This window comes from Aeromonas genomosp. paramedia (assembly GCF_023093515.1).
GTDB lineage: Bacteria > Pseudomonadota > Gammaproteobacteria > Enterobacterales > Aeromonadaceae > Aeromonas.
The window spans coordinates 25,664-38,729 of the sequence record NZ_JAAROG010000001.1 but is presented as its reverse complement, the minus strand read 5'-3'; the positions used below and the strand labels follow the sequence as shown (position 1 = coordinate 38,729).

The following is a 13,066-nucleotide window of genomic DNA, read 5'->3' as shown; positions in this document are numbered from 1 at the left end:
ACTGGTCGGGGAATGAACTTGAACCGGGTTACAAAGCAGCTAAGTGTATCACGACTCTTCGGCATCATACTCGCGGCAGTACTGCTCGCCGCCTGTGCGTCGGAGCCCAACCCATCTTCCGCGGAGCCCGGCATGCCGTCGGCGTTCTCGGATCTGACCAAGAATGCCCAGTGGTATCTGGAGCAGGTGGATCCCGCCAAACCGGCTGAAGCCTTCACCTGGCAGGTGATGGCGGCGCGCAGCTATCTGGCGCTCGGCCAGGCCAAACCGGCCGCAGCCCTGTATCAACAGTTGCAGAAGCAGGCTGGCAACCCGGTGCAGCAGGCACAACTGCAACTGCTGCAGGCGCACCTCCTGCTGGCCCAGGGCAATGCCAATCAGGCCCTGATCCTGCTGGAAGGCAAGCCGGAAGTGGCCCTCGATGCCGATACCCAGAAGGATTGGTATCGCCAGCGGGTGGTGCTGCAACTGGACATCAACAACAAGTTTGGTGCGGCCAAGTCGCTGATCCTGCTGGAGCCCTACCTGGCCAAGAATGAGCTGGCCACCAACCACCAGCAGATCTGGTCCCTGCTCAAAAGCATGACCCCCTCCACCCTGCAGGCGCTGGAAGAGGCACCGGCTCCCGACGTGACCACAGGCTGGCTGCGACTGGCGGCACTGGTGAACGAGTTCGGCGCCCAGCCGAGTCAGCTCGCCCGCCAGCTGGCTGGCTGGAAGCAGAGCTTCCCGAACCATCCGGCCCAGACTGACATGCCGGCTGGCCTCGGGGATCTCGCCACCACGGACACAGGTGCACTGCAGCAGGTCGCCGTCTTCCTGCCTCTCTCCGGCAACCTGGAGGCGCAAGGCGCCGCCATCCGCAACGGCATGCTGATGTCCTACAAGGAGAATCAGGGGCAATTCACCCTGAACTTCTATGACACTCAGGGCAAGGCGATGGGGGACCTCTACAAGCAGGCGATCCAGGAGGGGGCCAACATGATCATAGGCCCGCTGCTCAAAGACCAGGTCGAGGAGCTGCTCAAGGCCAGCCCGACAGTGCCGGTGCTGGCGCTCAACGAGCTAGACAAGCCGATCATCAACGACAACACCTTCTACTTCTCCCTCTCTGCCGCCGCCGATGCGAGCCAGGCCGCCCAGTACCTCTATGGTCAGGGTTACCGCAAGCCGCTGCTGATCGCGGCGCAAGGTCGGATTGGCTACAGCAGCATCAAGGCGTTCGAGCAGGCCTGGGCTGGCGTCAGCCAGGAGAAGCCCGTGGTCGCCACCTTCGGGGCGCGCAACGAGGTGCAGGGCATGGTCAAGAATGCCTTGAGCGGTCGTTCCACCGCCCGGGCCGGGGAGATAGTGCAGCTCTCTGATGCGGCGCCGCGCAGCATAGATGCCGTCTATGTGGTGGCCAACAGCCTGGAGACCAGGATGATCAAGCCCTATGTGGACATCTCGGTCAATCCCATGGGCAGCCTGCCCATCTACAGCAGCTCGCGAGGCTATGACAGCGGGGCGACCGAGGTGGCTTCCGAACTCAACGGCATGCACATCTCCGACATGCCGCTGCTGCTGGGAGGCTATGAGCAACAACGGGAGCAGATAGCCCTGCTCTGGCCACAGACCCAGGGTGACCTGCTGCGCCTGTTTGCCCTCGGCTACGACGCGGTCAGCCTGGCCGGCAACCTGCCGCAGATGCGCAAGCTCAATGCCATGCAGCAACCGGGCATGAGCGGCCAGCTGAGCGTGGATCCCCAGGGCAACATAGTGCGCATGCTGGACTGGGCCACCTACCAGAATGGCAAGCTGGTCAGCGACAGCGCCGTGCCCCAGCTGGAGGAGACCACCCATGAAGAGGCTACTGGCACAACTGCACCAGCAGTGGTTGAACCTGTTGCCGTCGGCAGCGACGAGCAAGGGACAGCACTTTGAGCAAGTAGCGGAACGCTGGTTGCAGGCCCGCGGCCTGCAACCCGTGACCCGCAACTACCGCTGCCGTGGCGGTGAAATAGATCTGATCATGCGCCAGGGGGATACCCTGGTGTTTGTCGAGGTCAGATATCGCGCTCGGGCCAGCCATGGCGGAGCCGCCAGCTCGGTCACCCGGCGCAAGCAGCACAAGATCGTGCTGGCCGCGCGCCACTATTTCAAGCAACATGCCATCAACGAGGCCAGCCAGGCCTGCCGATTCGATGTGATCGCGTTCGAGGGCGACCAGCCAGACTGGATCCAGAACGCATTTTAAGAGGACCCCATGACTGATCCCATCAAAGAGAATTACACCGAAAGCATCCAGACCAAGATAGCCGCCGCCGAGGCGCTGCCGGACGCCATCCACACCGCGGCCCAGATGCTGACCATCTGCCTGCTCAATGGCCACAAGGTCATGGCATGCGGCAATGGCCCCTCCTCGGCCCTGGCACAGCTGTTCATCTCCGAACTGGTCAACTGCTACGAGACGCCACGCCCCTCCCTTCCCGGCCTGGCTCTGACCCCCGACATGGCCACCATCAGCGCCATCGCCACCGATCACGGCTTCGAAGAGGTCTATGCCAAGCAGATCAGGGCTCTGGGCCAGCCCGGCGACATCCTGGTGGTGCTCACCACCACGGGCAACAGCCGCAGCCTGATCAAGGCTGCCGAGGCGGCACTCTCCCGCGACATGACCATCATAGTGCTCGGGGGGGGCGACGGTGGCGAGATAGCCGGTCTGCTCGGGCCCAACGACGTGGAGATCCGCGTGCCATCCGCCCGCCGCCCTCGCATTCTGGAAGTGAATCTGTTGACCCTGCACTGCCTCTGTGATCTCATCGACCAGACACTTTTCCCGCAACAGGAAGATTGAAACCATGAAGAAGCCTATTCTCGCACTCGCCCTGCTGACCGGCGCCCTGCTGCTGCAAGGTTGTGCCGCCGTGGTAGTCGGTGGCGCAGCCGGTACCGCCAAGGCGACCGGGGATCGTCGCACCCTGGGTGCCCAGTGGGACGATCAGACCATAGAGCTGAAAGCGGCCAATCTGCTGGCCGACAACAAGTCGCTGAGCGCCTCCAGCAAGATCAGCGTCTACAGCAACAACGGCCGCGTCTTGCTGGTCGGTCAGACACCGTCTGACGCCTACAAGCAGGAAGCGGGCAAGATTGTGGGCCGGATCGAAGGGGTTCGTCATGTCTACAATGAGCTGCGTCTCGGCAAGCCGGTGAGCATTGGGGTACGCAGCAACGATACCTGGATCACCTCCAAGGTACGGGCCGACATGCTGGGCACCAAGAACTTCGACAGCACCAAGGTCAAGGTGGTCACCGAGAACAGCGAGGTGTTTCTCATCGGCCTGGTGACCCGTCAGGAAGGGGATCAGGCAGTGGAGATCGCCCGCCACGTCAGCGGGGTCAAGCAGGTGATCAAGGCCTTTGAATTTGCCCAGAACTAAGTGGGTGATAATGAGATAAAAAAACGCAGCCAGTCGGCTGCGTTTTTTATTTGATGACTTTCAGGGTCGGACGACCCGTCGGGCGCGGTGGCTCCGGCTCGGGTTCTACCGGCGCCTCGGCCTGCTCCAGCCAGAGATCGTAGCCCGGCTCAGGCGGGAACAGGGTTCCCACACCGTTTTCCCTGGCATGAATGGCCAATATGGCCGCCATGGGAATATAGACCTGCTGTGACACGCCGCCGAAGCGGGCGCTGAAGCTGACGGCATCATTATCCATGTGGAACTGGCCCACGGCCCGAGGCGCTATGTTCAGGACAATCTGCCCATCCTGCACAAACTGCATCGGCACCATCACATGGGGGATATTGGCATTGACCACCAGATGCGGGGTCAAGTCGTTATCCAGCAACCAGTCAAAAAACGCCCGCAACAGATAGGGGCGACTGGGTGTCATGGTCGGTTCCATACTACTCATACGCTGGCACGGATCTCGCGTTCAGCCTCGGTCAGGGAGGCCTGGAAGGATTCACGTTCGAACAGGCGGACCATGTAAGCTTTCAGCTCTTTGGCACCACGACCGGTGAAGTCGATGCCCAGGCTCGGCAGGCGCCACAGCAGCGGAGCCATGTAGCAGTCAACCAGACCGAACTCTTCGCTCATGAAGTAAGGCATCTCGCCAAAGATAGGGGCGATGGCCAGCAAGTTGTCACGCAGCTCGGCACGGGCGGCTTCGGTATCGGTGCCCGCCATGATCTTGTCGGCCAGGGAGTACCAGTCCAGCTCGATGCGATGCATCATCAGACGGCTGTTACCGCGAGCCACCGGATAGACAGGCATCAGGGGCGGGTGCGGGAAGCGCTCGTCCAGATACTCCATGATGATGCGCGAGGTGTACAACGCCAGCTCGCGATCCACCAGGGTCGGCACAGTGTTGTACGGGTTCAGCTCGGCCAGCTCGTCCGGCAGGTTGCTCGGGTCAACCTGGCAGATATCCACGCTAACACCCTTCTCCGCCAGGACAATGCGCACCTGATGGCTGAACATATCGTTGGCACCGGAAAACAGCGTCATTACCGAACGCTTATTGGCAGCTACAGCCATTGAACCCTCCCGTCATTAAAAAGCAGAAACGGCAATGAAGCATCTTGATCTTCATTGCCGTGCGTCATATTACTCCGATCTGGTCGCTTAGTGAACGTCGCGCCAGAATTCCTTCTTCAACAGCACAGTGAAGATGAAGAAGATTGCGATGAAACCGAGCACCCAGAAGCCCATGCGTTCGCGCTCCTGCTGCACCGGCTCAGCCGAGTAGACCAAGAAGTTTACCAGATCCAGTGTCGTCTGATCATATTCTTCGTTGTTCATTTCACCATTGCCGTCGGATTTGATGCTGACGACTTGCTGCACCGGCTGTCCATCGACCTCGTGAGTTCCGAATTCGGCACGGGGTGTCCCCTGCAGCGGTTCCAGCACATGGGGCATGCCCACGGACGGGAAGACCGCATTGTTCACCCCGAACGGACGGGTTTCGTCCACATAGAAGGCACGCAGATAGGTGTAAATCCAGTCGGCGCCCCGCACCCTGGCCACCAGGGTCAGGTCCGGTGGCGGTGCCCCGAACCAGCGCGCCGCATCCTTCTCGGACATGGCGCTCTTCATCAGATCGCCAATCTTGGCACCGGTGAAGACCAGGTTCTCCCTCATCAGCTCTTCCGGAATGCCGATGTCGGCAGCCACCCGGTTATAACGCTGGTATTGGGTGGAGTGACAGCCGGCACAGTAGTTCATGAAGGTCGCAGCCCCCCGTTGCAGGGATGCCTTGTCACTCAGGTCGTACTCTGCCTTGTCGAGGGGGAAGCCACTGCCTGCCGCAAGTACAAGGCTGGGCAGCAGGGTCAGCACTGCAAAAATTATTCTTTTCATTTGAATGTCACCCTCTCCGGCAGCGGCTTGGTGCTCTCATTCTTGCTGTAGAAGAACAACAGGACGAAGAATCCGAAATACCCCAGTGAACAGATCTGTGCGAGCAGGGTCAGCGTCGGCGTCGATGGCAGGACACCCAGCACACCCAGGATGACGAAGCAGACCACAAACTGGGCGATATTCAGCTTGTGCAGGGTGCTGCGGTAGCGCACCGAACGCACCTTGCAACGATCCAGCCAGGGCAGCAGGAAGAGCACGACTATGGAGAGCCCCATCATGATGACCCCCAGCAGCTTGTCCGGCACAGCGCGCAAGATGGCGTAGAAGGGAGTGAAGTACCAGACCGGGGCTATGTGCTCCGGGGTCTTCAGCCCGTTCGCCACCTCAAAGTTCGGCTTCTCGAGGAAGTAGCCCCACATGTCGGGTTTGAAGAAGATGATGGCGCAGAACAGGAACAGGAAGCCCGCCACACCAATCATGTCCTTGACGGTGAAGTAAGGGTGGAACGCCACCGCATCCAGCGGCCAGCCTTTCTCATCCTTGTGCTTCTTGATGTCGATCCCATCCGGGTTGTTGGAGCCGACTTCGTGCAGCGCCAGGATGTGCATGGCCACCAGCATCACCAGCACCAGCGGCAAGGCGATGACGTGCAGCGCGAAGAAGCGGTTCAGGGTAGCCCCAGAGATGACGTAGTCACCCCGGATCCACAGGGTCAGATCGTCGCCTATGACCGGAATGGCGCCAAACAGCGAGATGATGACCTGGGCCCCCCAGAACGACATCTGTCCCCAGGGCAGCAGGTAACCCATGAAGGCTTCGGCCATCAGCACCAGGAAGATCAGCATGCCGAAGATCCACAGCAGCTCGCGCGGCTTCTGATAGGAGCCGTAGATCATGCCGCGAAACATGTGCAGATAGACCACAACGAAGAAGGCGGAGGCGCCGGTGGAGTGCATGTAGCGCAGCAGCCAGCCGTAGTCCACGTCCCGCATTATGTATTCCACGGAGGCAAAGGCACCCTCCGCCGACGGGTTGTAGTTCATGGTGAGCCAGATGCCGGTGATGATCTGGTTGACCAGCACCAACATGGCAAGGGAACCGAAGAAGTACCAGAAGTTCAGGTTCTTGGGAGCCGGATACTTGGCCATGTGGTCGTTGTACATGGCCGTGAGCGGGAAACGATCGTCAATCCAGCCCATGAGTTTGGCAAACATGGTCAGGCCTCCTTGCCATCGGCACCGACCAGAATGGTGGTGTCGCTAAGAAATTGGTATGGCGGAATGACCAGGTTCAGCGGTGCGGGCACGCCCTGGAACACTCGACCGGCCATGTCGAACTTGGAACCATGGCATGGGCAGAAGAAGCCGGAGGTCACCCCTTGCACCTGCTCGCCGAAGCTGTCCGGCAGGTAGGAGGGGGAGCAGCCCAGATGGGTACAGATACCGACCGCCACGAAGATCTCCGGCTTGATGGATCTGTAGCCGTTGTGGGCATAGTCCGGCTGCTGTGGCTCATCGGAGGCGGGATCGCGCAGCTTGTCATCGTGCATGGCCAGGGCATCCAGGGTCTGCTTGGTGCGCTTCACCACCCAGACCGGCTTGCCACGCCACTCGACGCGGATCAGCTGACCCGGCTCCAACTTGCTGATATCCACCTCTACCGGTGCCCCGGCCGCTTTGGCTTTGGCACTCGGATTCCATGACTTTATAAACGGCACTGCGGTAAAAGCAGCTCCTACTCCGCCAACGGCAACCGTTGACCAGGTAAGAAATCTGCGGCGACCGGTATCAACTGGCGCATTGCTCATCCAAAAACTCTCCCATGTGGACTCCGCTCATTCTTATAGTGTCCCCGTTTCCTATCTCCTCTCCCTCTGACAACTGCGGCGGAAGCGGAGTGGCAATTGACACAGAAAGACCATGGAAATTTTAAAGAAAAGATAACAATTTGACAAGAAAGAGAAGCGATGGGCAAAAACAATAAATACACAAATTTTTGTCTTTTGTGACGTATGGTTAGCATTGGCGTAGGTAATATTACCAATAAAAAAAGCCTGGCACATGGCCAGGCTTTTTTGACACTCGTGAGAGTGCGTACCAAAAGCGAATTAACGCTTGGAGTACTGCGGACGCTTACGCGCTTTGTGCAGACCGACTTTCTTACGCTCAACCTTACGGGCATCGCGAGTAACAAAGCCTGCTTTACGCAGTTCGGAACGCAGGGTCTCGTCGTACTGCATCAGAGCACGAGTGATACCGTGGCGGATCGCACCAGCTTGACCGGAGATGCCACCACCGTTAACGGTGATGTACAGATCCAGTTTCTCGGTCATCTCAACCAGTTCCAGCGGCTGACGAACTACCATGCGGGCAGTCGGACGGCCGAAGTATTGCTCCAGGGAGCGCTGGTTGATTACGATTTTACCGCTACCCGCTTTGATAAAGACGCGAGCAGTGGAGCTTTTGCGACGGCCGGTACCGTAGTATTGATTTTCTGCCATGTTGCCAGTTCCCGTTAGATATCCAGTACTTGAGGTTGCTGAGCAGCATGAGCGTGCTCTGCGCCTGCGTAAACTTTCAGCTTACGGAACATGGCACGGCCCAGCGGACCCTTCGGCAGCATGCCCTTGACGGCAGCTTCGATTACCATTTCCGGCTTGCGCTGAATCAGCTTGTCAAAGCTGATGGACTTGATACCACCCGGGAAACCGGAGTGAGCGTGGTACATTTTGTCGGTAAATTTCTTACCGGTTACGTGTACCTTCTCAGCGTTTACAACGATGATGTAATCACCGGTGTCAACGTGCGGAGTGTATTCAGCTTTGTGCTTACCACGCAGACGAGCAGCGATCTCGGTTGCGATACGACCCAGAGTTTTACCTTCTGCGTCCACAATGTACCAGTCACGTTTTACGGTTTCTGGCTTGGCAACGAAAGTTTTCATTAAGTTAAACCCAATTACCTGTTACAGACCCAATTGCTTATGGGGGCTCTCCCACAAACAACAAACGATGGCCTACCTGTACCCCTTCGAATACAAGTAAAGCTTAAAGTGTTGCTGTCTTATCGACAGCTGTAACGTGGGCCGGGCGATTATAAGTGAAGTTGCCTTAAATATCACCTGCTAATTTCACTGCCATGAAGCTAGCAAATGTCGCCCGGCCCTACCTGCCGCAGATGCCCATCCGACTGGCAGGCGCGGTATTGTGACTAAGGAAGGTGCACTCTGGCAAGGTATTCGTGCGATTGCATTTCCTGGAGCCGTGAAAGACAGCGCTTGAATTCGAAATTCAGCAGACCATCGCCGTAGAGCGCGGTCATGGGCACCGCCGCCGACAGAATGAGTTTGACGTGCCGCTCATAGAACTCGTCCACCATGGCGATGAAACGGCGGGCCGCATCGTCCGTGCCTGTGCCCATGGGCTGCACATTGGCCAGCAGGACGGTGTGAAACTCCCGGGCCAGCTCTATGTAGTCCCCCTGGGATCGCGGGGTGCAGCAGAGCTGCTCGAACTCCATATAAAGTACCCCTTCCCCCATGCCCAGCGCGCTCAGCTGGCGATGGTTGATCTCCAGGGTCGTGGCCGTGATCTGCCCCAGCCCGGTCAGTTGTCCAAAGTAGCGGTCCAGGTTCGATTTTGCCTGCTGATCCAGCGGGAAGTGGTAGATTTCCGCCTGCTCCAGAGTGCGCAATCGGTAATCGACGCCACCATCCACATTGAGCACCTCGCAGTGGCGCTCGATCAATTCGATGGCAGGCAGGAAGCGGGCTCGCTGCAGCCCATTGCGATAGAGATCCTTGGGTGGGATGTTGGAAGTGGCCACCAGCACCACCCCATGACCGAACAGCTCCTGGAACAATGTACCCAGCAGCATGGCATCCGTGATGTCGGAGACGAAAAACTCGTCAAAGCAGATGATGTCTGTCTCGCTGGCGAGCTTGCTGGCGATCAGCTTGAGCGGATCGGCCTGACCGGTCAGCCCCTTGAGTTCATCGTGCACCCGATGCATGAAGCGGTGGAAGTGGACGCGCAGTTTGCGCTCCCCCGGCAGGCTGTCGAAAAAAGTATCCATCAGCCAGGTCTTGCCTCTGCCCACTCCGCCCCACATATAGAGACCCAGGATGGGCTCGCGGGTTTTCGGCTTTTGCAGCCAGCCCAGCAGGCCACGGGATCTGGTCGGAGTCGGGCTGGCGCACAAATCCTGATAGAGTCGCTCCAGGCGGGTCACGGCCATCGCCTGGGCCGGGTCGGCCAAAAAGCCGGGACGCTGCAAATCCTGCTGGTATTTTTGCTGCGGGGTCATCCTGTAAACCGCCTCCAAGTCCCTGAATGAGGGACAAAATGGTATCACGCTCTCGGGGTGCACGGTATAGTGCCAACGAGGCATCGCGGTCAATCCGGCCGCCTCAAACTCATCGATTTAGCTGTAACAAGGAGCTTCTATGACTCTGTTAAACGGGATCCTGCTGGCGGTAGCCGCCCTGATCATCGGCGTGTTGATCGGCCGTTTCACTGTCCGCAGCCGGGATGCCGGGCGCCTGGAACAGGAGCTGAAAAAGGCTCACAAGGAGCTGGAAAGCTACCAGGGCCAGATCACCACCCACTTCGCCGACAGCGCCGCCCTGATGGAGCAGTTGGCCGATCAATACCAGACCCTCTATCGCCACATGGCCGAGCAGAGCAAGTTCCTCGCCAAGGCGCAGGAGCCCTTGTTCCGCGAACCTCAGGTGGAAGAAGCAAACGCTGACTCCGCCAATGAGGAGCCGGGTCAGCCGCCTCGTGACTACGCCGGTGCGTCCGGCCTGCTCAAGCAGCCCGGTTAGCCTCTGGTGGAACTAATTACGCCTTATCGTGGTCAGACCTTGACGATTGCACTGCAACTTTTTCTGGGAGCTGTTTCTCATATGCGTAAATCTCTTTCTGTATTCAGTGTGTTAGCCCTCAGTGTCGGTATCGCCCTGTCAGCCGCGCCGGCACAAGCCGCCCTGCCCCTGATGGGCAACAGCCAGGAGATGCCGAGCCTGGCCCCCGTGCTCGAGCAGGTGACCCCTGCCGTGGTCAATATCTCCGTCTCTGGCAAGAAGATCACCCGCCAGCGCCTGCCGGAACAATTCCGCTTCTTCTTCGGCCCCAACATGCCCGATGAGCAGGTGAGCGAGCAGCCCTTCCAGGCGCTCGGTTCCGGCGTCATCATTGATGCCAAGAAGGGCTACGTGATCACCAACGCCCACGTGGTCCACGAGGCGGACGAGATCAAGGTCAACCTGAAAGACGGTCGCGAATACGCGGCCAAGAAGATAGGTGAAGACAAGCAGTCCGACATCGCCCTGCTGCAAATCAAGGCGGAGGACCTGGTGCAGATCAAGTTCGCCGACTCGGACGAGCTGCGGGTCGGTGACTATGCCCTGGCCATCGGCAACCCCTTCGGCCTGGGTCAGACCGTCACCTCGGGTATCGTCAGCGCCCTGGGTCGCAGCGGCCTCAATATCGAGAACCTGGAGAACTTCATCCAGACCGATGCGGCCATCAACTCGGGCAACTCGGGTGGTGCCCTGCTCAACCTGCGTGGGGAGCTGATCGGCATCAACACCGCCATCCTGGGCCCGAACGGCGGCAACATCGGTATCGGCTTCGCCATTCCCTCCAACATGGTGCGCGACCTGTCCGAGCAGATCGTGAAATACGGTGAAGTGCGCCGTGGCCAGTTGGGGATCACCGGCACAGAGCTAACCACGGATATCGCCAAATCCTTCGGCTACAACAAGAAGGATGGTGCCTTCGTCAACCAGGTCATGCCTGACTCCGCCGCCGCCAAGGCGGGCATCAAGGCCGGCGATATCATCATCAGCATAGATGGCAAGCCCATCCGCTCGTTCGGTGAACTGCGTGCCAAGATCGCCACCATGGGCGCCGACAAGCAGGTTGCACTCGGCCTCATCCGTGATGGCAAGGAGCAGACCGTCAAGGTCACCCTGAAGAAGGCCGATGACAGCGAGATCCTCGCCAGCGCCCTGCACCCGGCACTGGAAGGGGCCAAGCTCAGCACCACCACGGATCCGGTGACCGGCGTGGCTGTGGCCGACATAGATCCGCGCTCCCCTGCCGCCGCCGCCGGCCTGCAGAAGGGCGACATCATCATCGGGGTCAACCGTCTGCGCATCAACTCCATGGATGAGCTGACCAAGGCCTTGAAGAACAAGCCGGAAGTCCTGGCGCTGAACATACAGCGCGGCGACTCCTCGCTCTATTTGGTGATCCGTTAAGTCCCTCACACCCGCGGCAACCGCCGCGGGTGATTTTTATCCACCGATAATGTTATTCTCTGCGCGCAGCATGTACGGACGAGAATGACATGAAAATCCCACCTTTGATCAGTTACTTGGGCAAGTCTGTCGGCTTTGGCCTCACCGTGGCTGCGCTCCTGTTGCTGCTGTTTCCCAGTTTTCGGGGCGGCGCCCCCCTGCCGGGTCTCATCACCAATGCCCGCGAACTGAGTTTCTCCTATGCCGCCCACCGCGCCGGCCCTGCCGTCGTCAACATTTACACCCGCAGTTTCGCCGGCAATCGCGGCGAGAAGGTGGAGCTGAGGCCACAGGGGCTGGGCTCAGGGGTCATCATGAACCAGCGCGGCCATGTACTGACCAACTACCACGTCATCGCCGATGCGGACCAGATCATAGTCGCGCTGCAGGATGGCCGGGTATTCAGCGCCGAGCTGGTCGGTACCGACAAGCTGACCGATCTCGCCGTGCTCTACATAGAGTCGGACAACCTGCCGGTGATCCCGCAGGATCCCGAGCGCCTGCCCGACGTAGGCGACGTGGTCCTCGCCATCGGCAACCCCTACAACGTCGGCCAGACCATCACCCAGGGCATCATCAGTGCCACCGGCCGCATCGGTCTCTCCAGCATGGGGCCGGACAGCAACGGCCGGCAGGATCTGCTGCAGACAGATGCCGCCATCAACGAGGGCAACTCGGGGGGCGCCCTGGTCAATGGCCGTGGCGACCTGGTGGGCATCAACACCGCCGCCTACCACCTCAACGGCAATCAGGAGAGCTACGGCATCAGCTTCGCCATCCCCTACAAGCTGGCCAAGCGGATCATGGACGAGCTGATCGCCAATGGCCGGGTCATTCGCGGCTACCTCGGCATCTCCAGCGTCGAGATCAACCCCATAGTCGCGCGCATGATGAATCTCGGGGATCTGCAGGGTCTGGTGGTGGAGAGCCTGGATCCCGATGGGCCCGCCACCAAGGCCGGCCTCAGGCGCGGGGATGTGCTGCTCAAGATCAACGGCGAGGCCATCAGCGGCGTGCGTCCCGTGATGGACAAGATCGTCGAGAGCCGCCCCGGCACCAAGCTGCGCATCTCGGTGATCCGCAATGGCAAGCCCCTGGATGTCGACGTCATCATAGAGGAAGACGTACGCTACCAGAATCTGCCCACCAGCAGCGCATCACCCGCCAGCTGACGGCAAGGGAGTCAATAGAGGGGCCATCAGGGCCCCTTTTTTGTGCCTCCCCCTCAGGCCCCTTTCCCTGACGTGAGATGACTCACAGTTTCCACCGGCGCCCGACCAGGCGGCTGTGGGGTGAAACTGTGGTCCCGCTCACACAGCGCCGAGGCTAATCCCTACTTATTCCGCCTTGTTGCCACAAATTCGGCCTCTTTCGGGACTTCTTGCCCGGGATTTCCATTTCGAATCGGAAAAACAGTGCCT

The 13,066-nt window shown here is 59.5% G+C and carries 15 protein-coding genes; 7 read left to right on the top strand and 8 right to left on the bottom strand.

The window, feature by feature from the left end; genetic code table 11:
* The first annotated feature begins 132 nt into the window (after positions 1-132).
* The 4 genes from HB860_RS00235 to dolP are packed head-to-tail and all read left to right on the top strand — an operon-like array spanning position 133 to position 3,419.
* Positions 133-1,923, top strand: coding sequence for a penicillin-binding protein activator (locus tag HB860_RS00235; RefSeq protein WP_247625383.1), 1,791 nt, complete (start codon positions 133-135; stop codon positions 1,921-1,923).
* Complete coding sequence (locus HB860_RS00230) at positions 1,841-2,236, top strand: YraN family protein (protein ID WP_247625382.1); 396 nt, start codon at positions 1,841-1,843, stop codon at positions 2,234-2,236. The genes HB860_RS00235 and HB860_RS00230 overlap by 83 nt, the downstream gene beginning before the upstream one ends.
* A gap of 9 nt (positions 2,237-2,245) precedes the next feature.
* Positions 2,246-2,836 (top strand): D-sedoheptulose-7-phosphate isomerase, encoded by a 591-nt coding sequence (locus tag HB860_RS00225; RefSeq protein WP_005331389.1) that lies wholly within the window; start codon positions 2,246-2,248, stop codon positions 2,834-2,836.
* Between the two features lie 4 nt (positions 2,837-2,840).
* Entirely contained in the window at positions 2,841-3,419 is a 579-nt protein-coding gene (gene dolP / locus HB860_RS00220; RefSeq protein WP_106885641.1) for a division/outer membrane stress-associated lipid-binding lipoprotein, read from the top strand.
* 46 nt (positions 3,420-3,465) lie between these two features.
* Here the strand turns inward: dolP and HB860_RS00215 are convergent, their stop codons facing one another.
* The 8 genes from HB860_RS00215 to zapE all read right to left on the bottom strand — a co-directional run bounded on the left by HB860_RS00215 (position 3,466) and on the right by zapE (position 9,646).
* Entirely contained in the window at positions 3,466-3,873 is a 408-nt protein-coding gene (locus HB860_RS00215) for a ClpXP protease specificity-enhancing factor (RefSeq protein WP_025328512.1), read from the bottom strand.
* 17 nt (positions 3,874-3,890) lie between these two features.
* A complete protein-coding gene (gene sspA, locus HB860_RS00210) occupies positions 3,891-4,520 on the bottom strand; it encodes a stringent starvation protein SspA (RefSeq protein WP_025328513.1) in 630 nt (209 codons plus the stop codon).
* Between the two features lie 87 nt (positions 4,521-4,607).
* Complete coding sequence (locus tag HB860_RS00205) at positions 4,608-5,342, bottom strand: cytochrome c1 (protein WP_247625381.1); 735 nt, start codon at positions 5,340-5,342, stop codon at positions 4,608-4,610.
* The gene (locus HB860_RS00200; protein WP_139438882.1) at positions 5,339-6,556 is read right to left on the bottom strand and encodes a cytochrome b; all 1,218 of its coding nucleotides are present in this window, start codon (positions 6,554-6,556) and stop codon (positions 5,339-5,341) included. Before HB860_RS00200 ends, HB860_RS00205 begins: the two co-directional genes overlap by 4 nt.
* A gap of 2 nt (positions 6,557-6,558) precedes the next feature.
* A complete protein-coding gene (gene petA, locus HB860_RS00195) occupies positions 6,559-7,149 on the bottom strand; it encodes a ubiquinol-cytochrome c reductase iron-sulfur subunit (RefSeq protein WP_247625380.1) in 591 nt (196 codons plus the stop codon).
* A 300-nt stretch (positions 7,150-7,449) separates the two neighbouring features.
* Entirely contained in the window at positions 7,450-7,842 is a 393-nt protein-coding gene (gene rpsI / locus HB860_RS00190) for a 30S ribosomal protein S9 (protein WP_005336286.1), read from the bottom strand.
* Between the two features lie 14 nt (positions 7,843-7,856).
* Positions 7,857-8,285 (bottom strand): 50S ribosomal protein L13, encoded by a 429-nt coding sequence (gene rplM, locus HB860_RS00185; RefSeq protein ID WP_005336289.1) that lies wholly within the window; start codon positions 8,283-8,285, stop codon positions 7,857-7,859.
* Positions 8,286-8,551: 266 nt separating this feature from the next.
* Positions 8,552-9,646, bottom strand: coding sequence for a cell division protein ZapE (zapE, locus tag HB860_RS00180; protein WP_247625379.1), 1,095 nt, complete (start codon positions 9,644-9,646; stop codon positions 8,552-8,554).
* Between the two features lie 139 nt (positions 9,647-9,785).
* On the opposite strand from zapE, the gene HB860_RS00175 reads away from it, so the two are divergent.
* From HB860_RS00175 to degS, 3 genes are all read left to right on the top strand, one after another.
* Positions 9,786-10,166 (top strand): YhcB family protein, encoded by a 381-nt coding sequence (locus tag HB860_RS00175; protein WP_139438885.1) that lies wholly within the window; start codon positions 9,786-9,788, stop codon positions 10,164-10,166.
* 81 nt (positions 10,167-10,247) lie between these two features.
* A complete protein-coding gene (locus tag HB860_RS00170; RefSeq protein ID WP_139438887.1) occupies positions 10,248-11,606 on the top strand; it encodes a Do family serine endopeptidase in 1,359 nt (452 codons plus the stop codon).
* A gap of 89 nt (positions 11,607-11,695) precedes the next feature.
* Positions 11,696-12,817 carry an outer membrane-stress sensor serine endopeptidase DegS gene (gene degS / locus HB860_RS00165; protein ID WP_139438890.1) on the top strand — a complete coding sequence of 374 codons (1,122 nt, stop codon included), beginning with the start codon at positions 11,696-11,698 and terminating at the stop codon, positions 12,815-12,817.
* Positions 12,818-13,066: the final 249 nt, after the last annotated feature.

Coding starts and splice junctions, on each gene's coding strand:
- HB860_RS00205 (WP_247625381.1), bottom strand. CDS start 5,342: ATGAAAAGAATAATTTTTGCAGTGCTGACCCTGCTGCCCAGCCTTGTA.
- HB860_RS00225 (WP_005331389.1), top strand. CDS start 2,246: ATGACTGATCCCATCAAAGAGAATTACACCGAAAGCATCCAGACCAAG.
- dolP (WP_106885641.1), top strand. CDS start 2,841: ATGAAGAAGCCTATTCTCGCACTCGCCCTGCTGACCGGCGCCCTGCTG.
- HB860_RS00170 (WP_139438887.1), top strand. CDS start 10,248: ATGCGTAAATCTCTTTCTGTATTCAGTGTGTTAGCCCTCAGTGTCGGT.
- petA (WP_247625380.1), bottom strand. CDS start 7,149: ATGAGCAATGCGCCAGTTGATACCGGTCGCCGCAGATTTCTTACCTGG.
- HB860_RS00200 (WP_139438882.1), bottom strand. CDS start 6,556: ATGTTTGCCAAACTCATGGGCTGGATTGACGATCGTTTCCCGCTCACG.
- HB860_RS00175 (WP_139438885.1), top strand. CDS start 9,786: ATGACTCTGTTAAACGGGATCCTGCTGGCGGTAGCCGCCCTGATCATC.
- rplM (WP_005336289.1), bottom strand. CDS start 8,285: ATGAAAACTTTCGTTGCCAAGCCAGAAACCGTAAAACGTGACTGGTAC.
- degS (WP_139438890.1), top strand. CDS start 11,696: ATGAAAATCCCACCTTTGATCAGTTACTTGGGCAAGTCTGTCGGCTTT.
- HB860_RS00230 (WP_247625382.1), top strand. CDS start 1,841: ATGAAGAGGCTACTGGCACAACTGCACCAGCAGTGGTTGAACCTGTTG.
- zapE (WP_247625379.1), bottom strand. CDS start 9,646: ATGACCCCGCAGCAAAAATACCAGCAGGATTTGCAGCGTCCCGGCTTT.
- HB860_RS00215 (WP_025328512.1), bottom strand. CDS start 3,873: ATGACACCCAGTCGCCCCTATCTGTTGCGGGCGTTTTTTGACTGGTTG.
- sspA (WP_025328513.1), bottom strand. CDS start 4,520: ATGGCTGTAGCTGCCAATAAGCGTTCGGTAATGACGCTGTTTTCCGGT.
- HB860_RS00235 (WP_247625383.1), top strand. CDS start 133: ATGCCGTCGGCGTTCTCGGATCTGACCAAGAATGCCCAGTGGTATCTG.
- rpsI (WP_005336286.1), bottom strand. CDS start 7,842: ATGGCAGAAAATCAATACTACGGTACCGGCCGTCGCAAAAGCTCCACT.